Genomic DNA, 22,227 nt, shown 5'->3' with positions numbered 1-22,227 from the left:
AGCGCGGTGCTGTTATTGCTGTGATGATTGGCAATGCTTTTGCCCTGTTATGGCGATAATAGTGGTGGATGGCGACAGTATGAAAACCACTGAGATTGGGTTGGCGAAGAGAAGGACACAGAACAAAGCTGTTTGGCGCGCTGAGGCGGTTATTGTGGCAATACTATAAGAGGTGCTTCTAACGACTTGTGTTTAGGTGGTGTCAGCGAGTTGTAAGGGTTTTCAATCAGCACAGAGTCTTAGAGCACAAATAAGCGGCCTGTAAACATTTACAGGCCGCTTATTAAGGATTGGCAGCTGTCACCGAATGGATGTGTATCAGCTGTGATGGATGGTGGCAGTGATACCCATATCCATCCAGTCCATATCCAGCCAATAAGGCTTAACGGTGCCCTTTACTGGCAATCAGTTTGTTTGCAATCTCAGGTGCGTGCAGCCAGCCGTCGCCCAATTGGGTCAATTCGCCATAGCGCTCGCTTTGCGCTTCCCAATCGTTGCGGGCTTGTTCGATTTCAGCCTGTGTGCGTGCAATCAAATTCCACCACAAAATCAATTCCTCATCCAAAGGCTCGCCGCCGATCAATAAGGCGCGACTGCCAGCGCTGGCCTCTAAGTGCACGCTGCCTTCGCCTTGTGGCAAATAGGCAAATTCGCCGGTTTTCACCAAGCTGCCGTTGACGCTCAAATCGCCTATCATCGGTAAGAAACCGTATTCAAACTCGGGATTGAGTTCAAAGCTTTGCGCGTAATCGCCGTGCGCTTCCAAGTCCACACCGACGATGGGCGTATGTGCTGTCACTGGCGAAATGCAGTCTTGCCACTGGCCGATTAACACCGTTTCGGTCAAATGCTCATTGGCGATGCGCGGCAATTCTGGATAATTGGTGAATTCGGCCGGCATGTCTTTGGCGTGTTCGGGCAAGGCTATCCACAATTGGGCGGCATGCAAACAGCCGGATTCGCCTATGCTGACCTCGGTATGGGCAATGCCATTGCCGGCCGTCATCAAGTTCACTTGGCCGGGTTTGATGGCCAGATTGTGACCCAAGCTGTCGTGGTGTTGGATTTGGCCACTGATCATCCAAGTAAAGGTCGACAAGCCGATGTGCGGGTGCGAATGCACGTGCATGCCCAAAGTCGGACTCAATTCGACTGGGCCGATGTGGTCTAAAAACGCCCACGCACCAACACGGCGCAAGCCGCGTTGCGGCAGGGCGCGTTGGATTTGAAAGCCGGGGCTCAATTCGCTGCTGTTTAATACGGTGATTTCCAGTTGGGCCATGACAACACTCCTTATACAGATGCCAACAAGATTAGCACAGCCTGTGGGCACTGGTCTTGTGCTATGCTGCGCGCTTGGAATAAATGCTTTGTTTTTGTGATGAATATGTCTTTTACATGCAGAAAGGAGTTGCCATGTCAGTTTGCCATCCCGAGCAGGTGTTGAATTTTTGGTTTGAACGCTTAAGTCCCGAGCAACGCTTTGCCAAAGACGAGGCCATAGACAACAGCATCCGCCGTGAGTTTTTCGCCACATGGCAAGCCGCTGCTGGCGGTGAATTGTCGGCTTGGCGTGCGCGTTTGAGTGGCCGTTTGGCGGAAATCATCGTGTTAGACCAATTCAGCCGCAATCTGTGGCGCGGCGATGCGCGCTCGTTTGCGCAAGACGGCATGGCGTTGGTGCTCAGCCAAGAATTGCAAGCGCAAGTCGGCTTTGCAGCTTTAAGCCAAACTGAACACCAATTTGCCTTATTGCCGATGATGCACTCGGAATCTTTGGCCATACAAGACGCGTCTTTGCCGCTGTTTCAGCGCTATTGCGATGCCAATACTTATGACTTTGCCGTGCGCCACCGCAATATCGTGGCCGAATTTGGCCGCTTCCCGCATCGCAATGCCGTGTTGGGGCGTGTTTCTACGGCGGCTGAGCAAGCGTTCTTACAGCAACCGAATTCATCGTTTTAAGGGTTTACAGGCCGCTTGTATGCAGGTGCCTATCTGTACTGTATGGTTTAGAAGTAGGTTCAAACAGTGTTAAGCAGCGGCCTGTAAGACTCAGATGGAAGCAGACTGTTGACCTACCTTCATCATTTTAAATCAGAGAAACACTATGCCCACTGCCAATGATAATGCCAGCCCTGTGCTGGTGTCTGTGCGTGAACAACCCGAATATGCCACCGCGGCGATTGCGTATTTTCAACACAGCTGGCCAGAAGTTTTGCCTGCCATGTATGCAGATGCGATAGCGCACAGCGTGAACGCGCCACTGGCCTTGCCGCAATGGTATCTATTGCTATTGGATGGGCAAATCATCGCTTGTGCCGGTTTAATCAGCAATGATTTCATCAGCCGCATGGATTTGTATCCGTGGCTGTGTGCTTTGCATGTGACAGAGTCTGAACGCGGTCGTGGTTATGCGCGTTTATTGATAGAGCGTTGTCAACACGATGCTGCGAGCGCAGGCTTTGACAGCTTGTATTTGTGTACCGACAACGTGGGTTTGTATGAGCGCTATGGCTTTGCTTATGTGGCAGACGGTTGGCATCCTTGGGGTGAGACATCGCGCATTTATCAATGCTCATTACCTGCTGTGTGAAGCAGGATACAGGATGAATGTGGCCTGTAAGCAGGCATTATCCGGATTTACAGGCCGCCTCTTGAGTAAATATCTTAATGATTAGACAATCTGTCTATTTTATCCTTGTGAATCAAGATTTAAGCCCAAATAAATTTGAATTGTGCCTATAAAATAAATGCCAATATCGACTAAAACAATCGCATTAAATGCTTAAAACTATTTTAACATTGGCATTTACTATCTCTTTGTAACTTTCTGTTAAAAAGTGTCAGCTTAATGGCTTGCCAATAATGCTGCATTGCAGTATCTTGGACACAAGTTTTCTTGTTCAAACCCATAACGGCTGTTTTAAATGACTGTGTAAATGGATTGTCATGACTAGAATGCTGGCACGTACCTAAATCGTCGTCAACATTCGGTGGCTCTTGCTAGCGGGCCTTGTGTGAAATCGTTTATGCCTTTTGAAGCCCCCGTGATACAAAGAGGTGTTTATGCAATTATCAGGTGCACAAATCATTGTGCAATCTCTCATAGCCGAAGGCGTTGAATACGTTTTTGGTTATCCAGGTGGTGCAGTACTTGAGATTTATGATGCCATCTATCAGCAAGAACAATTTCGACATGTTTTGGTAAGACACGAACAAGCTGCGATTCATGCTGCTGATGCGTTTGCCCGTTCGCGTGGCACAGGCAAAGCCGGCGTGGCGCTGGTAACTTCGGGTCCGGGTGCCACCAATGCCATTACCGGTATTGCCACTGCTTACACCGATTCCATCCCTTTGGTGGTGATTTCAGGTCAAGTGGGCACACCTGCCATCGGTTCGGATGCATTCCAAGAAGTGGACATGGTGGGCGTGAGCCGTCCATGCGTGAAACACAATTTCTTGGTGACCGACATTGCCGATTTGGCCGAAACCATCAAAAAAGCCTTCTACATCGCCGAGTCTGGTCGTCCAGGTCCTGTGGTGATTGATATTCCGAAAGACATTACCCAAGCGATGGCGAAATTCAGCTATCCTGAAGAAGTGTTTATTCGTTCGTATCAGCCTGCAACCAAAGGCCATACCGGTCAAATCAAAAAAGCCTTACAAGTGTTGGCAGGTGCCAAACGCCCATTGATTTATTTCGGTGGTGGCGTGGTATTGGGCAATGCTGCCGGTGAATTGACCGAATTGGTGAAATTGTTGGGCGCACCGACTACCGGTACCTTGATGGGCTTGGGTGCTTACGATTCTACCGACCGCCAATTCATTGGTATGCTCGGCATGCACGGTTATTACGAGGCCAATTTGGCCATGCAAGAAGCCGACGTGGTGGTGGCTGTGGGCGCACGTTTCGACGACCGCGTGATTTCAGTACCAAGCAAATTCTTGGCCACGCCGAAAAAAGTCATTCACATTGATGTCGACCCATCCAGTATTGCCAAACGTGTGAAGGTGAACGTGCCCATCGTGGGTGATGTGAAACTGGTGTTGCAAGAGATGATTGCGCTGTGGAAAGAGCAAGAATTGATGCTTAATCCAGGTGCGTTAGACAAATGGTGGAAAACCATCGAAGCTTGGCGTGCACGCGATTGCATGTATTTCGACCAAGGCGACGATGTGATTTTGCCGCAATACGTGGTGCAAACCTTGGCCAAAGTGACCGGCAACCAAGCCATCATCACTTCTGACGTGGGCCAACACCAAATGTACGCGGCGCAACACTATCCGTTTACACGCACACGCCAATGGTTGAATTCCGGTGGTTTGGGCACCATGGGTGTGGGCTTGCCGTATGCAATGGGCGCGAAATTGGCCAATCCTGAGCAAGATGTTTGCTGTATCACCGGCGAAGGCTCGATACAAATGAACATTCAGGAATTGTCGACGTGTTACCAATACCGCATTCCAGTGAAAGTGATTAACCTGAACAACGGTTATTTGGGCATGGTACGCCAATGGCAAGAGTTTTATTACCACGACCGCTATTCTGAGTCTTACATGGATTCATTGCCAGACTTTGTGAAATTGGCCGAGGCCTATGGACATGTCGGCATGCGCATTGAAAAACCAAGCGATGTGGAAGGGGCTTTGCGTGAAGCCTTGGCCATGAAAGACCGCATGGTGTTTATGGACTTCATTACCGATAGAAAACAAAACGTGTTCCCTATGGTGGGCAATGGTAAAGGCTTGAACGAAATGGTTCTGCCACCGCACATGCGTGAAACCATTGCAGACTCAGACGTTAACGACGTTAACGACCGCGATTACGATACTCGGAGCGTGCCATAATGAGACACATTTTATCGATTTTAATGGAAAATGAATCTGGCGCGATGTCCCGTGTGATTGGCTTGTTTTCTGCCCGTGGTTACAACATTGATTCTTTGTCAGTGGCAATGACCGAAGACCCAACCTTGTCGCGCATGACCATTTCAACGCGTGGCGATGAGGAAATCATTGAGCAAATCACCAAGCAATTGAACAAATTGATTGAAGTGGTGAAAGTGATTGATTTGAATGACTCACACTTTGTGGAGCGCGAACTGATGTTGGTGAAAGTGCGCGCCGTCGGCAAAGACCGTGATGAGTTCTTGCGTTTGGCCGAAATCTACCGTGGCCGTGTGATTGATGTGAGTGAACGCACTTACACCATCGAAGTGACCGGTACGACTGAGAAGCTCGATTCGTTCTTGCAAGCCTTGACGAAAAGCCTGATTTTGGAAACCGTACGTACCGGCGCTGCTGGCATCGGTCGCGGTGAAAGAATGTTGCGAATTTAATTGATGACACACAAGGCAGTCGTTTACAGGCCGCCTTATATAACACCTGTTTGGAAATAAAGGAAACACAATGAAAGTTTATTACGATAAAGACGCGGATTTATCTTTGATCAAGGGTAAAACCGTTGCCATTATTGGTTATGGTTCACAAGGTCATGCACACGCTCAAAACTTGAAAGATTCAGGTGTGAACGTGGTAGTGGGCTTGCGCAAAGACGGCGCTTCTTGGAAAAAAGCCGAGAACGCAGGTCACAATGTACAAGAAGTGGCACAAGCAACTGCTTCAGCCGACGTGGTGATGATTTTGTTGCCAGACGAAAGCCAACCCGCTGTTTACCGCGATGCTATCGCTCCTAACTTGAAAGAAGGCGCAGCATTGGCTTTCGCTCACGGTTTTAACATTCACTACAACCAAATCGTGCCACCTAAAAACGTGGACGTGATCATGGTTGCGCCTAAAGGCCCAGGCCACACTGTGCGCAGTGAATACTTGAAAGGTGGCGGTGTACCATCTTTGATCGCCGTTTACCAAGACAACACCGGTCGCGCTCGTGACATCGCTTTGTCTTACGCAGCAGCCAATGGCGGCACCAAAGGTGGCGTGATTGAAACCAACTTCAAAGAAGAAACCGAAACCGACTTGTTCGGCGAACAAGCCGTATTGTGCGGTGGCGCGGTTGAATTGGTTAAAGCAGGCTTCGAGACTTTGGTTGAAGGCGGCTACGCGCCAGAAATGGCTTACTTCGAGTGCTTGCACGAATTGAAATTGATTGTGGACTTGATGTACGAAGGCGGTATCGCCAACATGAACTACTCAATCTCTAACAATGCTGAGTACGGCGAATACGTGACTGGCCCAGAAGTGGTGACTTCTGAAACCAAAGCGGCGATGAAAAAAGCCTTGTACCGCATCCAATCTGGCGAATACGCGAAGATGTTCATCAACGAAGGTCAGTTGAACTACCCATCAATGACTGCCCGTCGTCGCATGAATGCAGAACATCCTATCGAAATCGTCGGCAAACAATTGCGTGACATGATGCCTTGGATTGCCAAAAACAAATTGGTAGACCAAGAGAAAAACTAATATCGGTTATCGATGATTAGATAAAAAAGCGGCCTGTAAATGTTTACAGGCCGCTTTTTAACATGTGCATTTTGGGCGCGCTATTTTGTAAGTAGATTGAGCCCATGTATAGTATTTGACATGAAAATTGAAAAATGAATCGAGGTTTAAGTATGATAAATGATAGTTAAACTTTGGATTAAGAATTCTTATAAAACAAAAATGCAAGAAACAATACTAATAAGAGTAAGCTAAATGTTCTGGTATCTTTTTTATGTATGAACATTAGTATAGGCAACATCACTATTTCAAAAAAAGGTAGCAGTACTATCATTGTTAACACTATCATCCAACTAGCAAATTTGTCAAAATTATCACTAATCCCTGTGATAACCATGTATAAAGTTAAAATTATGAGCAGGATGACCCAAAGTGCAATGTAAAGTTGGACTGATATTTTGAGGGCTTTGGGATAAACTTTCTTTGATATAATGGCAATGACCACAAAAAGAACAACAGGTAAAATTATATTAATAACAATATCACTTAAACGTATGAGCATAGCTGTGGCCTTTTCAAAGTATTTTGGACGGAAAAATTAAATCACATCGTTGTGTTAAAATTTATCATTGAATTCCAATTCTGCAGACAGAATGCCTTGCAGTTGAGTATATACAAGAATGAAAAATTGGACATACAGACACATTCTCGCAAGTGAGGTGTAGACTCTAGTTTTAATGTGTTTTTTATTCCTTTTATCCTTATTAATAGTCGGCATGGTGTGATTATTTTAGTGGGTATTTTAAAGTCAACAATTTGGGTAAACTGGTTGTGTAAGTGAAAACGGAATGATGTTGCTTCATAAAATATGAGGTTTAGGATAAAAAGAATTCTTTGCTAGATGAGTTTACTTGAAATAAATAAGCGGCCTGTAACCTTACAGGCCGCTTATTTTGTATAATGGCAATCTTTGAAATCAAATGCAGTTTTGAGCATGAGCGAACAAGAACCAGACAAGCACTACCAAACCTCCGATATCGACAATGAAGTCAGTCACAAACGCGGCATCCGCAGTTATGTTTTGCGCCAAGGTCACATGAGTGATGCGCAAAAAGCGGCGATGGCCGAGGGTCTGCCCAAATGGGGCATAGAATACCAGCCTGAAACCATCGATTTGAACGCGGTGTTTGGCCGCGACAATGACAAAATCTTTGAAATTGGTTTTGGCATGGGCACGGCCACCGCACACATTGCCAAAGTCTTGCCAGAAAAAGACTTTGTTGCCATTGATGTACACGCGCCAGGCGTGGGCAATTTGCTGAAGCTGATTGATGAAAACGAGCTGACCAATTTGCGTGTGATGCGTTACGATGCGGTCGAAGTGGTAACGCACATGTTGGCCGACGCGAGTTTGGCCGGCATCCATGTGTTTTTCCCCGATCCTTGGCACAAGAAGCGCCATAACAAACGCCGCTTAATCCAAACCCCATTCGTGGAACAATTGCTGCCAAAACTGAAAATTGGCGGCTACATCCATTTGGCCACCGATTGGGAAGAATACGCAGTGCAAATGTTGGAAGTGTTGTCAGGCATAGACGCTTTGCAAAACACGGCACAAGACTATGCGCCAACGCCAGACTACCGTCCTGAAACCAAATTTGAAGCCCGTGGCCTGCGTTTGGGGCACGGCGTATGGGATTTGGTGTTCACTCGCGTGAAATAATTTGATGTTAATAATTTTTGAAGCTGTTGGGCAATTTTAACAAATTGGAATAAGGCCTCTAAGCTGTATCTTGGCTCTAAGTACCGTCCCATCAAGCTTTTGGCAATTGTCCACATTCCCTGTGGATAAGTATGTAGATAAGTTGTGGGTGGCTGCCAAAATGATAGTAAAATCAAGCTTGGCAGCGTCTTTGCCTAAAATATAGACTTTTAAAAATTATCAAATAAAATCAAAAAGATAATATGATTGTAGGTCTTGTCAAGCCTGTTTTATTCGATAAATGAACTTATTCTGACAATAAGTAAGCACTGTGTATGAATGGGTCTTTGTCAAGGATTAAAGATAAAAAATTTGCTTGACAAGCAATTAAAACAGCACTGATTTGGGTGCGGAAAGAATGTGATGAAAGCCAGTCAATATTTTATTTCAACTTTAAAAGAAGCCCCTGCTGAGGCGGAATTGCCTAGCCACAAATTGATGTTGCGTGCCGGCTTGATCAAGCGCGTGGCTTCGGGTTTGTACACTTGGATGCCGATGGGTTTGCGCGTGGTGCGCAAAGTTGAGGCCATTGTGCGCGATGAAATGAACCAAGCCGGTTCGATTGAAGTGTTGATGCCGGCCATTCAGCCTGCTGAATTGTGGCAAGAGTCTGGTCGTTGGGAATTTTACGGCAAAGAATTGTTGCGCTTGAAAGACCGTCATGAGCGTGATTTCTGCGTGGGCCCTACCCATGAAGAGGTGATTACCGACACCGTGCGCCGCGAAATCAATTCTTACAAACAATTGCCAAAAAACTTTTTCCAAATTCAAACCAAATTCCGCGACGAAGTGCGCCCACGTTTTGGCGTGATGCGTGCGCGTGAGTTTGTGATGAAAGACGCTTACTCATTCCACGCCGATTTTGCTTCTTTGAAAGCCACTTACGATGTGATGTACCAAGCGTATTGCAATGTGTTTGACCGTTTGGGTTTGGACTACCGTCCTGTGGCCGCCGATACCGGCAGCATAGGCGGCACCGGTTCGCATGAATTCCAAGTGTTGGCAGCAAGCGGTGAAGACGTGATTGCTTACAGCACCGGTTCTGATTACGCCGCCAACATCGAATTGGCGCCTACCTTGCGTCAACAAGGCGAGCGCGCCGCCGCTGCCGAAGCCTTAACCAAAATCCACACCCCCAATACCAAAACCATCCAAGCCTTGGTGGACTTGTTGAACATCTCTATTGAGAAAACCGTGAAATCCATCGTGGTTGAGGGCGAAGAAGAAGGTTCATTGGTATTGTTGTTATTGCGTGGTGACCATGAATTCAACGACATCAAAGCCGAAAAATTGGCCGGTGTGAAATCACCATTGGTCATGGCCACGCCTGCGGCCATCAAAGACGCGTTTGGTGCCAATGGTGGTTCTTTGGGCCCTATTGGTTTCAAAGGCAAGGTCTATGCCGATTATGCGGTGGAATTGCTGTCTGATACCGTGGTGGGCGCCAATGAAGACGATTACCACTACACCGGCTTTAACTTCGGTCGCGATGCGGCTGAGCCTGAGTTTGTCGATTTGCGCAATGTCATTGATGGCGATGCCAGCCCAGATGGCCAAGGCGTGTTGAAATTGGTGCGTGGCATTGAAGTGGGCCATGTGTTCCAATTGCGCACCAAATACTCAGAAGCAATGAACGCGACTTTCTTGGACCAAAACGGCAAAGCGCAAGTGATGGAAATGGGTTGCTACGGTATCGGCATTACCCGCATTGTTGCCGCCGCGATTGAACAAAACAACGACGAGCGTGGCATCATCTGGACCGCTGCGATGGCGCCGTTCCAAGCGGTGATTGTGCCGATGAATTACAAAAAATCCGACGCCGTGCGTGAAGCCGCCGATGCTTTGTATGCGCAATTGAAAGCTGTTGGCGTGGATGTGTTGTTGGACGACCGCGATGAGCGTGCCGGCGTGTTGTTGAATGACTCAGAATTGTTGGGCATTCCACACCGCATCGTCATAGGCGACCGTGGTTTGAAAAACGGTGAGGTCGAATACCAAGCCCGCCGCGATGCTGAATCACAAGCCGTGGCTGTGGATGCGGTGGCTGCCAAAGTACAGGCCGCTTTAAACGCTTAATAACAGTGCTTGAAACATCAGCCTTGTGCCTTTGGGCGCAAGGCTTTTTTTATGGGCTTGGTAGCGTGCAGTGGCGTAAGTTTAAGTACATTGTGCGTTTGCAATGCCTGTGGTCATTAGCTTATCGGCTTACAGGCCGCTTGAGGGTATGACGGAGATGTTTTCAAGGGCTGCCAACATGATTTGATGGGAGTTGTGCGTTCACTTGTCTGTGCAGATTGTCATCTGTTGGTCATCTGCTTGCCGTACAACAGCCATCAACGGTTTACAGGCCGCTTTGTCATCAGAGTAAGCGTCCTGTAAAATGGTCAGTCTTCAACGAGGTGTGTCTATGGCAATGAATTGGCAGCAATTATTGAGTGCGCAGCGTTTCAAACAAATCGGCGATGAGGTGGTGCCCACCAAGACCCCGTCTACCGATGAGGGCATAGACGCTTTGCGCACCGATTTTCACATTGATTATGACCGTGTGGTGTTTTCCGGCGGCTTTCGGCGCTTGGGGCGCAAAACGCAGGTGCACCCGTTTGCCGAAAACGATTTGACCCACAATCGTTTGACCCACAGTGTGGAAGTGGCCAGTGTCGGCCGCAGCATAGGCAACCGTGTCGGAGCGATGTTGCGTGGCGGTGGCTTTTTGCCCGCCAACAACAGCGCCCAAGACATAGGCGGGGTGGTGCAAGTGGCGTGTTTGGCGCACGATTTGGGCAATCCGCCATTTGGGCACACTGGTGAAGAGGCGCTGCGCGAATGGATGCGGGCGCCGGCACACGCGCATTGGTTGGCGCCTTTGAGTGTGGCCGAGCGCAATGATGTGCAGACGTATGAGGGCAATTCGCACAGCTTGCGCATGGTGGCGGCACTGGAAATGTACCGCCATCGCGGCGGCATGCGTTTGACCGCAGCCACCATCGGCAGCCTGCTCAAATACCCCTGGACCAGCTCCGAGCCGAATATTGGCAACCACAAATTCAATATTTACCAAGCCGAGCTGCCGTATGTGCGCCGCATCGCCGCTGAGTTGGGCTTGTTGGCTTACGGCCAAGACCGCTGGGTGCGCCATCCGCTGTCTTATTTGATGGAGGCGGCCGACGACATTTGTTATGCCTTGCTGGATTTGGAAGACGCGGTGGAAATCGGTTTGATTTCCGATTTGCAAGTAGAAGCCATCTTGTCCAAGCTGACGTTTATTGAGTCGACATGGCAAGCGCAATCGCCACGGCAAAAATGCGCGATGTTGCGTGGCATTGCCATTGGTCGCGCCGTAGACGATGTGGCGCACACGTTTATGCTGCACCAGCAAGATTTGCTCAATGGCGAATTCCAAGGCAAAGACTTGCTGTCATTTTGCTCCGATGAGGTGCGCGAAACCTTGGAAGTGGCCAAAGAAGCGGCACGCATATATATCTTCCGCCATCCAAGCAAATTGATGACGGAAATCGCCGCGTTTCCATGTTTGGGGCAGATATTGGATTTGATGATACCGGCGGCTTACGCTTTCATCGTCACCAAACAAGTGAATACGCGCCAATCTTTGGTCTTGGATTTATTGAAAGAAGACCCCATATCCGAAACAGACAGCTTGTACCGCGCCTATATGAAGGTGTTGGACTTTGTTGGCGGCATGACCGATAACGCAGCCGCAAAAATGGCACGCGAGGTATCGGGCTTGGGCATGATGTAAACACAGTACCTAGAGCCGATACAAGCGGCCTGTAAACCTTAATCAACGCCGTGAGGCGATAGAAAGCAAGACATGGAAGCAGAATTACAGCGTTTGTCCAAACGGATGGCGCAATTGGGTTTGTGTTCACGCCGTGAAGCAGATTCTTACATCGAACAAGGCTTGGTCAAAGTCAATGGCCAAGTGGCGGTTTTGGGTCAGAAAGTCAGCGACAGCGACCGCATTGATTTGGCCAAACAAGCGCACGAGGCACAAGCCGAGCGCGTGACCATTGTCTTAAACAAGCCAGTGGGCTTTGTATCGGGCACGCCTGAAAAAGACTATAAGGCGGCCATAGAATTGATTACGGCTGACAATCAATGGGCGGAAGACACCAGTCGCCGCACCTTCAAACCACACATGCTCAAAGGTTTGGCGCCAGCAGGGCGTTTGGACATCGATTCCACCGGCTTATTGGTGTTGACGCAAGACGGGCGTGTGGCCAAACAATTGATAGGTGAGCACAGCAAAACCGACAAAGAGTATTTGGTGCGCGTGCGCGGTGATTTGATAGCCAACGGCTTGGCCTTGCTCAACCATGGTTTGAGCTTGGATGGCGAAGCCTTGAAACCTGCTAAAGTCACATGGCAAAACGAAGACCAATTGCGCTTTGTGCTGCGCCAAGGCAAGAAACGCCAAATCCGCCGCATGTGCGAATTGGTGGGCTTGCGCGTGGTCGGTTTGAAACGCATCCGCATCGGCCAAGTGAAATTGGGCAATTTGCCGCAAGGCCAATGGCGTTTTGTGCGCCCTGATGAACAGTTTTAAGGGCGAGCATGAGTCAAGCTTATATTCAAGATTATTTGCATACCCAAGGTTTGAAGCTGTCTTTGGAAGAGGTGCAAATTGCCTACGCGACTTTGGGTGCCGTCTTCAATCTGGCCGAAGTCAAAGACTTGCCTGAGAATTTGTGGCAGGCACAAGGCCATTATTTTGATGCCACCGCTTTTTTAAGCGAATCTGCCGAAAACAATGCCTTTTTGCGCGCCGTGTATGCGGTACTCGACACCACTTTGCACCGTTTTCCGGCCAAAGTGGCGCTGTACATGACGGCTGAACGCCAAGCTGTCGAGCCTGATGCCGAAGCAACAGCGTCAGAACCTGTGCAATTACAGCGCTTGTGGCACAACCAATTTACCTTGCCAGCGAGCTTAAACCACGAGCAACACAGCCATTTGTTGGCACACCGTGCGGCGCAAACCGGCTGGGCATATGTGGTCGAAGACGCGCAGCATTGGTTGCGCATCCAAGAATTGACCGAAGACGAATGCCGCCTGGGCTTTAGCCAATTGCTATTGCCTTTGTGCGCGCCTTCTGGTGCGGTATTGGGCTTGCTGTATGTGAGTTCACCCGAAGCACATGCGTTTGATGCCAGTGCACAAGCATGGTGGGTGGCCGCATGTTTGACCTTGGCCGATGCCTTATACCATCATTTCCCTGCTTCTTGGTGGGGACAACAGGACGAAAACTACGATGATTTACCAACCGGAAATTAAACCTGCCAATATCCAAGCCAACATTGAAGTCAAACACATTGCCACTTGTCGTTTGCCAACTGAATGGGGCGAATTTCAAATGCACGGTTTTGAAGAAGTGGCCACCGGGCAAGACCATGTGGCTTTGACCATGGGCGACATAGACGACGGCGAACCTGTGCTCACGCGCGTGCATTCTGAATGTTTGACTGGCGATGCCTTGTTTTCACAGCGCTGTGACTGCGGCCCGCAATTACAGGCCGCCATGCAAGCGATACAAGCCAAAGGCCGTGGCTGCATCGTGTATTTGCGTCAAGAAGGTCGCGGCATAGGCTTAATCAACAAAATTCGTGCTTATCAATTGCAAGATCAAGGCATGGACACGGTTGAGGCCAATGTGGCGCTGGGCTTGCCTGTGGATGCGCGCAATTTTGTGTTGGCGCGCAATATTCTGCATTATTTGCATGTCACCGATATCGTGTTAATGACCAACAATCCGCAAAAAGTGGCCACTTTGGAGGCAACTGGCATCGAAGTGGTGGCGCGAGAACCATTGATAGTCGGTCTTAACAAAGAAAATGAGCAGTATTTGCAAACCAAACACGATAAATTGGGCCACATGCTGTAAGGCAAATGGGGCGTGGTTTATTCATTTTTGCATGAAGTGAAAACTATTTTTCTTTAGACTTCAAGCGCCTTTCAAAAGAGTTGTGTTTTTCGCTTGCAGGGCAAGCATGCATATGGTTTAATACGCCCCTCAACGAATTACGGGTGATTAGCTCAGTTGGTAGAGCGCCTGCCTTACAAGCAGGATGTCGGCGGTTCGACTCCGTCATCACCCACCAAGAAAAACGCGGTGGTAGCTCAGTTGGTTAGAGTATCGGCCTGTCACGCCGAGGGTCGCGGGTTCGAGTCCCGTCCGCCGCGCCAAGATTTATAGCAGTATTATTGAAGCAGTTTAAGGGTGATTAGCTCAGTTGGTAGAGCGCCTGCCTTACAAGCAGGATGTCGGCGGTTCGACTCCGTCATCACCCACCAGAAAAAACGCGGTGGTAGCTCAGTTGGTTAGAGTATCGGCCTGTCACGCCGAGGGTCGCGGGTTCGAGTCCCGTCCGCCGCGCCAAGATTTAGTAGTGATATTGAAGCAGTTTAAGGGTGATTAGCTCAGTTGGTAGAGCGCCTGCCTTACAAGCAGGATGTCGGCGGTTCGACTCCGTCATCACCCACCAAGAAAAACGCGGTGGTAGCTCAGTTGGTTAGAGTATCGGCCTGTCACGCCGAGGGTCGCGGGTTCGAGTCCCGTCCGCCGCGCCAAATCGTAAAAAAGACACCTATCAGGGTGTCTTTTTTATTGTCTGTCGCTTTGATGTGGTTTACAGGCCGCATCTGTGTGTTGCCAGTTGATTAATGGCGTTCTTATTACTGTTCATCTTTGCTGTGCATGCGGTGTTTTTGAGCCGTCTGTGTGCATGTTTGCGGTATTGGCATCACTGTAATGAGAGGGTGTTGCGGCTTGATATGTTGCTTGCTCTGTCATTGAAGCGGCCTGTAAATCATGAAGATACAATTATTGGATGGCTTGAATGGTGCTCTGATGGGTTCATTGTATTGAAAACACTGCAAGCGAGATGTGGCTGTGCTACCCATATCAACTTAGAAGGCTTACTGCCCATGGCCCAGTGTATGCACCATCTGTTTCGTTGCTATTAATGATTAGCGTCATTGTAGCTATTGAATCGAGTGGCATAGATGCTAATATGGTTTACAGGCCGCATATGAATATCCCGCCTGATGCGGCGGGATGGTTTAATCGAAATTCAAACTCTTGAACAATTCCAAGCTGCGCAACCGCGTGGCATGGTCAAAAATCCGTTGTGTGATCATGATTTCATTTGGTTGGTAATTGGCGCGGAAAGCGTTTAATTGCTCTTGCACGCTCACTGGTGTGCCGACAAACGAACACGACAAACCTTGCATCACCATGGCTTTTTCGGCCTCATTCCAAATTTCATTCATGTTTTCTACTGGACGTGGCACGGCGGTGCGTTGGCCACGGCGGTTGTTTAAGAACGATTGTTGCAAAGAGGTGAAGTGGTATTGCGCCTCTTCCATGGTGTCGGCCATCACCACATTCACTGCCAAAGTCACATACGGTTTGGACAGGTGTTTGGAGGGTTTGAAATTGCTGCGGTAGAGGTGTATCGCTTGGCCAAGCAATTGTGGGGCAAAGTGCGAGGCGAATGAATAGGGCAAGCCTAGGTGAGCGGCCAATTGTGCACCGTAAGTGCTTGAGCCCAAAATCCACACCGGTATGTGCGTGCCCACGCCTGGGATGGCTTGGATACGCGAGGTGCCGGCATCATCGAAATAATGCAAGATGTCGACCACATCATCGGGGAAGCTGTCTTCTTCTTGGTGGCCATGGCGGCGCATGGCACGCATGGTGGCAGGATCGCTGCCGGGGGCACGGCCTAGGCCTAGGTCAACACGGTCGCCAAACAGCGTTGCCAGCGTGCCAAATTGCTCGGCGATGGCCAAAGGGCTGTGGTTGGGCAACATGATGCCGCCCGCGCCGATGCGGATTTTTTGGGTATGGTTGCCAATGTGGCACAGCAACACCGACGTGGCGGCTGAGGCGATGCCGGGCATATTGTGGTGTTCTGCGAACCAAATGCGTTTGTAGCCCAAGCGTTCGGCGGTTTGCGCCAATTGTACTGAGTGGGCAAAAGAATCGGCGATAGAGGCACCGACATTGATGGGACTTAAATCCAAAACCGAAACCGGCAACATATTCCGCTCCCTAAATGATGACGTTTACATTGAGTATAGCGGGTTTTGTTGGCCGGTGTCAGTGTTGTGCTGCGTTTTAGCGTATTTTTCCTAAAACCGCTAAAACAGCGCTGAGCATGGCTTCGCCCAAGCGCAATGAGCGTTGACCGTTCCAACCAAAGTCCACATCAGGCAAATTGTGGTTGTCTTTGAACGGCATTTCCAAGGTGTAAGCCAAACATTGGAAGTTGTGACCGACCCAAGAAGTGGCCAAAGTCATGTTGGCATCGCCGAATTGGTCAACTTCATAGCCGTATTCGGTTTGAAAATCGGGACTGGCATTCAATAAAGCCTGTTTGAAGTCGTTTTCCAAGCCTTGGATGCGCTCATTGTAAGATGGTACGCCTTCGGTGCCGGCAACAAACACATAGGGTATGGCTTCATCACCGTGGATGTCCAAGAACATGTCCACGCCGATTTCCTGCATTTTTTGGCGCACATAATACACCTCTGGGCTTTTTTCTATGCTAGGGCTTTCCCATTCGCGGTTCAAATTGGCACCTGCGGCGTTGGTGCGCAAATTGCCCAAAGCCGAACCATCGGGATTCATATTCGGCACGATGTAGAAAGTGGCGCTGTCGAGCAAGGCGCGGGCAGTCGGGTCTTGGCTGTCCAATAAGCGACCCAACAAGCCTTCGATAAACCATTCGGCCATGGTTTCGCCAGGGTGTTGGCGCGCGGTAATCCAGATTTTTTTATCACTGGCGGCTTGGTTGCCTATGGTCAGTAAATTGATGTCACGGCCTTCAACCGTCGAGCCCAAATCATCAATTTGGCACAGTCCGCTGCCTTGGGCTTGACCCAATAAATTCAAATGCTGTTCGCTGGAGTAAGGCTCAAAATACGCAAAATAAATGCTGTTAGACAAAGGTGTGTAATCAATAATCAACTGACCGTTTTCATAACGGGTAGGCACGCGGAACCAATTTACACGATCGTAGGAAGCCACGGCTTCGTAATCAATCCAGCCTTCTGGGTAGGCCGATTCGCCTGCGTCCTCAATGTTCAACACACAATGTTCATACGCTGCGCCTTGCAAGCGGAAGTAAAACCACTGTTTGAATTCTGAGGCATTGTCAGGACGCAAACGCAAACGAATGTTTTCAAAATCATCTGCTGCCAATACAGTAATGGCACCGGCATCAAACTGGGTACTGATTTTCATGTGTGTATTTCCTTTCGTGAAGCAGCCATTGTAGCGCATTCAAATTGATGCGTCCTGTAAAACAAAAAACGCCTTTCATAAATGAAAGGCGTTGTGTGTATTCTGGCTCAATTAGTTTTTGATACCTGCATTTTTAGCAGCTTCAGTGGCCGCTTTTTGCGTTTGTTTTACGGTTTCAGCCACGTTGCGTTGAACTTCTTTGGCAGTGCTTTGCAAAGAGGCAACGGTTTGTTGGGTGGTTTGGAACGCAGCTTGTACGCGGTCGAACAAAGGTTGAGCTTGTTCAGGAGCAGCGGCTTTCAAAGCGTCCAATTGGGTTTTGATGCCTTCTTGAGCAGTTGCCAATTGGCTTTCAGCCAATTTTTGGGTGTTTTGTTGTACATCTTCAGACCATTTGTACAAGGCTTGCAAGTGTTGAGTCAATTGTTCGCTTTGTTTGTTGGCCCACTGAGAAACGTCTTTGCCGCTTTCTTGTGGGTTGGTCGGGTTTTTGAAGAAAGATTCGGCGATTTGAGCGTTTTGTTCAAATGCTTTTTTGGTGTAATCCAAGTTCAAGCGGAATAATTCTTCGGTGGATTTTAAGGCCAAAGTGGTAGCTTCGTTCAATTTAGCCAAAGCGTCCAAGCTGGTTTTGCTGAAGGTTTCGTTCAAGTTAGACATAGAGGTCTCCATGGTATTTGTAGAAAGAATCAATTTAACTGTTTTACAACTCGAATACTCGGTAAGGACAACTTTTAGAACAATGTTGCACTGCGGTTGCCAAGCTAACACGCTGGCAGTAACATGCTAGGCGTAATGTGTATCAATCTAGACGTGAACAGATGATAAATGTTGCACTGCAAAAACACAAGCATTATCACTAAGCATTTAATAAGTTTGCGATAATTTGCCAGTAATTTCCCATTTTGGATATTAATACTATACTTTATTTCAAACTGGAGGCAATTTAAATGCGGGTATGCCCATTATGTGTGACAAATGGCCAAAATGACAGTTAACAACAGTTTAAAAAACCAAAAGGAGAAAACATGTCTAAAGAGATTCGCTTGATTAAGAAGTACCCCAACCGACGTTTATATGATACCGCCATCAGTGGTTACATCACGGTGGCTGATGTCAAACAAATGATCATTGATTTTGTCGAGATTCAAGTGGTGGATGCCAAAACCGGTGAAGACTTGACCCGCCAAGTGTTGTTGCAAATCTTATTGGAAGAAGAGGCGGGCGGTTCGCCCATTTTAAACAATTTGATGTTGTGCCAATTCATCCGCATGTATGGCCAAGCGTCACAGTCTATTTTTGCACCGTTTATGGAGCAAAACATGAAGCTGTTTCACGATTGGCAAAAAGTGGCACAAGACCAAGGCAGCGGCAACAGTGCTTGGTTCAGTAATCCGTTTACCGATGGCTTAAAACAGCAAAACCAACAAATGCTGTCATGGCAGCAGTCTTTGCAGCAACAAACGGTGAAATTCTGGCAAGACATGGGCGTGATGCCAAAAAGCCATGAAAAGTAAGCCGCATGCGTTAACCCTATACGGCCGTGTATATTGCAGCTTGTGCCAACACATGTTGCAGCATTTACAGGCCGCTATTGAGCAAGGTTTGGTCTCGGTGCAGTTTGTGGATGTTGATGAAGACGAAGACTTGATTGCCCGCTACGATGAATTGGTGCCTGTGTTGGTGGACGATGCTGGGGAAGAATTGTGCCACTGGCATTTTGATGATGCGGCTTTCAGTGCATATTTGGCTCGAATGGGTTAGAATAACGCCCTTTGCTGGCCGTTGAAGACAGGCAATGGCCTGTCTTTTTTATGTGCCACACTCTACAACTTCAGACCGCGCTTTTGGACGATATGAAACACATTCGAAATTTCTCTATTATTGCCCACATCGATCACGGTAAATCCACCTTGGCCGACCGATTCATTCAATACTGTGGGGGTCTCGACATGCGCGAGATGAGTTCGCAAGTGCTCGACTCCATGGACATTGAGAAAGAACGGGGCATTACCATCAAAGCCCAAACCGCGGCCTTGCATTACAAAGCCCGTGATGGCGTCACCTACCAATTGAATTTGATCGACACCCCAGGACACGTTGACTTTTCATATGAAGTGTCGCGCTCTTTGTCTGCCTGTGAAGGCGCTTTGTTGGTGGTGGATGCTTCCCAAGGCGTGGAAGCACAGACCGTGGCCAACTGCTATACCGCCATCGACTTGGGCGTGGAAGTGGTGCCGGTTTTAAACAAGATAGACTTGCCCGCAGCCGAGCCTGAGCGCGTGGCGCAGGAAATTGAAGACATCATTGGCATTGATGCTGTTGACGCTGTGACATGTTCTGCCAAAAGCGGCATGGGCATCGAAGACGTGCTCGAAGAAGTGGTGAAAAAGATTCCACCGCCAGTGGGCGAGATTGATGCGCCATTGAAAGCCTTGATTGTCGATTCTTGGTTTGACAACTATGTTGGCGTGGTGATGTTGATACGCGTGATTGATGGCGTGTTGAAACTGAAAGACAAAGTCCAATTCATGTCGACCAAGTCTGAAACCTTGGTAGAACAATTGGGTGTGTTCACGCCCAAATCGGTGCAAAAACAGCAATTGTCTGCCGGTGAAGTGGGCTTCTTGATTACCGGTATTAAAGAGTTACAGGCCGCTAAAGTGGGCGATACCGTGACTTTGGCTGCCAAACCAGCCGATAAGCCTTTACCAGGCTTTAAAGAAGTGCAATCGCAAGTATTTGCCGGCCTGTATCCAGTGGAAAGCCACGATTACGAGGCTTTGCGCGATGCCTTGGAAAAACTGCAATTGAACGATGCCTCGCTCAAATTTGAACCTGAGGTATCGCAGGCTTTGGGCTTTGGTTTCCGTTGTGGTTTCTTGGGCTTGTTGCACTTGGAAATCGTGCAAGAGCGTTTGGAACGCGAATTCGACATGGATTTGATTACCACGGCGCCGACGGTGGTATATGAAGTGTTGATGAAAGACGGTAGCAAAATTGAGGTGGAAAACCCATCCAAATTGCCGGATTTGGGCACGATAGATACGATATTTGAACCCATTATCACCTCAACCATTTTGGTGCCACAAGAATATGTCGGCGCGGTAATGACTTTGTGCAATCAAAAGCGCGGCATTCAGAAAAACATGCAATACATGGGTCGCCAAGTGATGCTGACTTACGATTTGCCGATGAATGAAGTGGTGATGGATTTCTTTGACAAATTGAAATCGACTTCACGCGGTTATGCGTCTTTGGATTACGAATTCAAAGAATTCCAAGCCGCCGACTTAATCAAACTCGACATCTTGGTGAACGGTGAGAAAGTCGATGCCTTGAGTTTGATTGTCCACCGTGCCAACTCGGTGTATCGTGGACGTGAATTGGCTTCTAAAATGCGTGAACAAATTCCCCGCCAAATGTTTGACATTGCCATACAGGCCGCTATCGGTGGGCAAATCATTGCCCGCGAAACGGTCAAAGCCTTGCGCAAAAACGTATTGGCCAAATGTTATGGTGGCGATATTTCACGTAAGAAGAAACTGTTGGAAAAACAAAAAGCGGGTAAACGTCGCATGAAACAAGTGGGCAATGTGGAGATACCACAATCGGCCTTCTTGGCGATTTTACAAGTTGGAGACAAGTAATTCATGAGTGAAAATTTGTTGTACATGGCCATAGCCGCCTTCGTTATCGGGGTGGTGTTGTTTGCCTTGAGCAATAAGCAGCGCCAAGACAGCGGCGAATGGTCAAATACCTTGCAATGGGGCTATTTGCTGATGATGGTGGGGGTGTTTGGTGTGTTGGCCAAATTCCTGTCTTTCACCGCCGTGTTGCTGATTTTTGTGCTGGCGACTGGGGTGATTTGGGGCGTGAGCAAAATGGTGCGCAGCAAGGCCAATCAAGAATTGGCTGGGCGCAAATTGCCTGAAGACAAAGAAGCACGCAAAATCTTGCAGCAAGATGCGTATGAAAAACGCGTTGGCCATTTTGTCGATTACATGAGCGGATTCTTCCCGATTATTTTGATTGTGTTTGTGCTCAGAACTTTTGTGGCCGAACCGTTTCAAATCCCGTCCAGCTCCATGCGCCCGGGTTTGGTGGTTGGCGACTTTATTCTGGTAAACAAATTCAACTACGGCATCCGCATGCCCATCAGCAACCAAGTGGTCATTCCGGTGAACAAGATAGACCACGGCGATGTGGTGGTGTTTGTCTATCCAGAGAATGAAAGCGTCAGCTTCATCAAACGCATCATTGGTTTGCCTGGCGACACCGTGGAATACCGCAATAAAGTATTGAGCATCAATGGCAAACCTGTGCCGCAAACCCCGAAAGGCAAAGACGAGTACATCGAAAATACGCCTATGGGGCAGGTGAACATGCAGCCTGTGGTATTGGAAGAACAATTGGGCAAACACACTTACCCAATTTACCAATTGCCACAAGCACCGACTTTCAGCCCACAAGTGGTGCGGCCTGAAGTCTTGCAACAAGGCGCGTGTCAATACGAGGGCAGTGAAGCGTTTACCTGTAAAGTGCCGGCAGGCCATTACTTTGCCATGGGTGACAACCGGGACAACAGTGACGACAGCCGTTATTGGGGTTTCGTACCGGACAAAAACATCGTTGGTAAAGCCTTCTTTGTGTGGATGAACTTTGGTGACAAGTCACGCATTGGAACCCATATTAAATAAGGCTATAATTTGCGGGCAACAAGCATTAAGCAGGCTGCACTTGAGCAGCCTGCTGTTTTTAAATACCACACAGACACATTGTTAAAGGTAAA

The 22,227-nt window shown here is 48.5% G+C and carries 19 protein-coding genes and 6 tRNA genes; 21 read left to right on the top strand and 4 right to left on the bottom strand.

Annotated elements, in window-relative coordinates:
• Positions 1-382: 382 nt before the first annotated feature.
• A complete protein-coding gene (locus BN3003_RS14835; protein WP_058357413.1) occupies positions 383-1,282 on the bottom strand; it encodes a pirin family protein in 900 nt (299 codons plus the stop codon).
• A 134-nt stretch (positions 1,283-1,416) separates the two neighbouring features.
• Between BN3003_RS14835 and BN3003_RS14830 the strand changes: the two genes are divergently transcribed.
• From BN3003_RS14830 to BN3003_RS14745, 17 genes are all read left to right on the top strand, one after another.
• The gene (locus BN3003_RS14830; protein ID WP_058357412.1) at positions 1,417-1,965 is read left to right on the top strand and encodes a DUF924 family protein; all 549 of its coding nucleotides are present in this window, start codon (positions 1,417-1,419) and stop codon (positions 1,963-1,965) included.
• 145 nt (positions 1,966-2,110) lie between these two features.
• Positions 2,111-2,596 carry a GNAT family N-acetyltransferase gene (locus BN3003_RS14825; RefSeq protein WP_058357411.1) on the top strand — a complete coding sequence of 162 codons (486 nt, stop codon included), beginning with the start codon at positions 2,111-2,113 and terminating at the stop codon, positions 2,594-2,596.
• Positions 2,597-3,069: 473 nt separating this feature from the next.
• Positions 3,070-4,851 (top strand): biosynthetic-type acetolactate synthase large subunit, encoded by a 1,782-nt coding sequence (gene ilvB / locus BN3003_RS14820; protein ID WP_058357410.1) that lies wholly within the window; start codon positions 3,070-3,072, stop codon positions 4,849-4,851.
• The gene (gene ilvN, locus BN3003_RS14815; RefSeq protein WP_082625688.1) at positions 4,851-5,342 is read left to right on the top strand and encodes an acetolactate synthase small subunit; all 492 of its coding nucleotides are present in this window, start codon (positions 4,851-4,853) and stop codon (positions 5,340-5,342) included. The genes ilvB and ilvN overlap by 1 nt, the downstream gene beginning before the upstream one ends.
• A gap of 70 nt (positions 5,343-5,412) precedes the next feature.
• On the top strand, positions 5,413-6,429 hold the full coding sequence (gene ilvC, locus BN3003_RS14810; protein ID WP_058357408.1) for a ketol-acid reductoisomerase: 1,017 nt from the start codon (positions 5,413-5,415) through the stop codon (positions 6,427-6,429).
• A gap of 973 nt (positions 6,430-7,402) precedes the next feature.
• Positions 7,403-8,131, top strand: coding sequence for a tRNA (guanosine(46)-N7)-methyltransferase TrmB (gene trmB, locus BN3003_RS14800; RefSeq protein WP_058357406.1), 729 nt, complete (start codon positions 7,403-7,405; stop codon positions 8,129-8,131).
• Between the two features lie 402 nt (positions 8,132-8,533).
• Positions 8,534-10,246 (top strand): proline--tRNA ligase, encoded by a 1,713-nt coding sequence (locus BN3003_RS14795; protein WP_058357405.1) that lies wholly within the window; start codon positions 8,534-8,536, stop codon positions 10,244-10,246.
• Positions 10,247-10,577: 331 nt separating this feature from the next.
• Entirely contained in the window at positions 10,578-11,927 is a 1,350-nt protein-coding gene (locus BN3003_RS14790; protein ID WP_187119864.1) for a deoxyguanosinetriphosphate triphosphohydrolase, read from the top strand.
• Between the two features lie 72 nt (positions 11,928-11,999).
• On the top strand, positions 12,000-12,734 hold the full coding sequence (locus BN3003_RS14785) for a pseudouridine synthase (RefSeq protein WP_058357403.1): 735 nt from the start codon (positions 12,000-12,002) through the stop codon (positions 12,732-12,734).
• 8 nt (positions 12,735-12,742) lie between these two features.
• Positions 12,743-13,462, top strand: a complete 720-nt coding sequence (locus tag BN3003_RS14780) for a GAF domain-containing protein (RefSeq protein ID WP_058357402.1) — start codon at positions 12,743-12,745, stop codon at positions 13,460-13,462.
• Positions 13,440-14,069 carry a GTP cyclohydrolase II gene (gene ribA, locus BN3003_RS14775; protein WP_058357401.1) on the top strand — a complete coding sequence of 210 codons (630 nt, stop codon included), beginning with the start codon at positions 13,440-13,442 and terminating at the stop codon, positions 14,067-14,069. Before BN3003_RS14780 ends, ribA begins: the two co-directional genes overlap by 23 nt.
• Positions 14,070-14,210: 141 nt before the next feature.
• A tRNA-Val gene (locus BN3003_RS14770) sits at positions 14,211-14,286 on the top strand.
• 8 nt (positions 14,287-14,294) lie between these two features.
• A tRNA-Asp gene (locus BN3003_RS14765) sits at positions 14,295-14,371 on the top strand.
• A gap of 32 nt (positions 14,372-14,403) precedes the next feature.
• A tRNA-Val gene (locus BN3003_RS14760) sits at positions 14,404-14,479 on the top strand.
• 8 nt (positions 14,480-14,487) lie between these two features.
• Positions 14,488-14,564: transfer RNA gene (locus tag BN3003_RS14755), tRNA-Asp, on the top strand.
• A 30-nt stretch (positions 14,565-14,594) separates the two neighbouring features.
• Positions 14,595-14,670, top strand: a tRNA-Val gene (locus BN3003_RS14750).
• Positions 14,671-14,678: 8 nt separating this feature from the next.
• Positions 14,679-14,755, top strand: a tRNA-Asp gene (locus BN3003_RS14745).
• Positions 14,756-15,247: 492 nt separating this feature from the next.
• Here BN3003_RS14745 and BN3003_RS14740 read toward each other — a convergent pair.
• From BN3003_RS14740 to BN3003_RS14730, 3 genes are all read right to left on the bottom strand, one after another.
• Positions 15,248-16,231, bottom strand: a complete 984-nt coding sequence (locus tag BN3003_RS14740) for an LLM class flavin-dependent oxidoreductase (RefSeq protein ID WP_058357400.1) — start codon at positions 16,229-16,231, stop codon at positions 15,248-15,250.
• Positions 16,232-16,307: 76 nt separating this feature from the next.
• A complete protein-coding gene (locus BN3003_RS14735; RefSeq protein WP_058357399.1) occupies positions 16,308-17,435 on the bottom strand; it encodes a M14 family metallopeptidase in 1,128 nt (375 codons plus the stop codon).
• Positions 17,436-17,546: 111 nt separating this feature from the next.
• Positions 17,547-18,095 carry a phasin family protein gene (locus BN3003_RS14730; RefSeq protein WP_058357398.1) on the bottom strand — a complete coding sequence of 183 codons (549 nt, stop codon included), beginning with the start codon at positions 18,093-18,095 and terminating at the stop codon, positions 17,547-17,549.
• 368 nt (positions 18,096-18,463) lie between these two features.
• Between BN3003_RS14730 and phaR the strand changes: the two genes are divergently transcribed.
• The 4 genes from phaR to lepB all read left to right on the top strand — a co-directional run bounded on the left by phaR (position 18,464) and on the right by lepB (position 22,135).
• Positions 18,464-18,952, top strand: coding sequence for a polyhydroxyalkanoate synthesis repressor PhaR (gene phaR, locus BN3003_RS14725; RefSeq protein WP_058357397.1), 489 nt, complete (start codon positions 18,464-18,466; stop codon positions 18,950-18,952).
• Complete coding sequence (locus tag BN3003_RS14720) at positions 18,942-19,199, top strand: glutaredoxin family protein (RefSeq protein ID WP_058357396.1); 258 nt, start codon at positions 18,942-18,944, stop codon at positions 19,197-19,199. The genes phaR and BN3003_RS14720 overlap by 11 nt, the downstream gene beginning before the upstream one ends.
• Before the next feature lie 92 nt (positions 19,200-19,291).
• Positions 19,292-21,085 carry a translation elongation factor 4 gene (gene lepA / locus BN3003_RS14715; RefSeq protein ID WP_058357395.1) on the top strand — a complete coding sequence of 598 codons (1,794 nt, stop codon included), beginning with the start codon at positions 19,292-19,294 and terminating at the stop codon, positions 21,083-21,085.
• Positions 21,086-21,088: 3 nt separating this feature from the next.
• A complete protein-coding gene (lepB, locus tag BN3003_RS14710; protein WP_058357394.1) occupies positions 21,089-22,135 on the top strand; it encodes a signal peptidase I in 1,047 nt (348 codons plus the stop codon).
• The last annotated feature ends 92 nt before the right edge of the window (positions 22,136-22,227 follow it).

This window comes from Vitreoscilla massiliensis (assembly GCF_001457815.1).
Classification (GTDB): domain Bacteria; phylum Pseudomonadota; class Gammaproteobacteria; order Burkholderiales; family Neisseriaceae; genus Vitreoscilla; species Vitreoscilla massiliensis.
The sequence above is the reverse complement of the archived record's forward strand: the minus strand, read 5'-3'. Positions and strand labels throughout refer to the sequence as shown.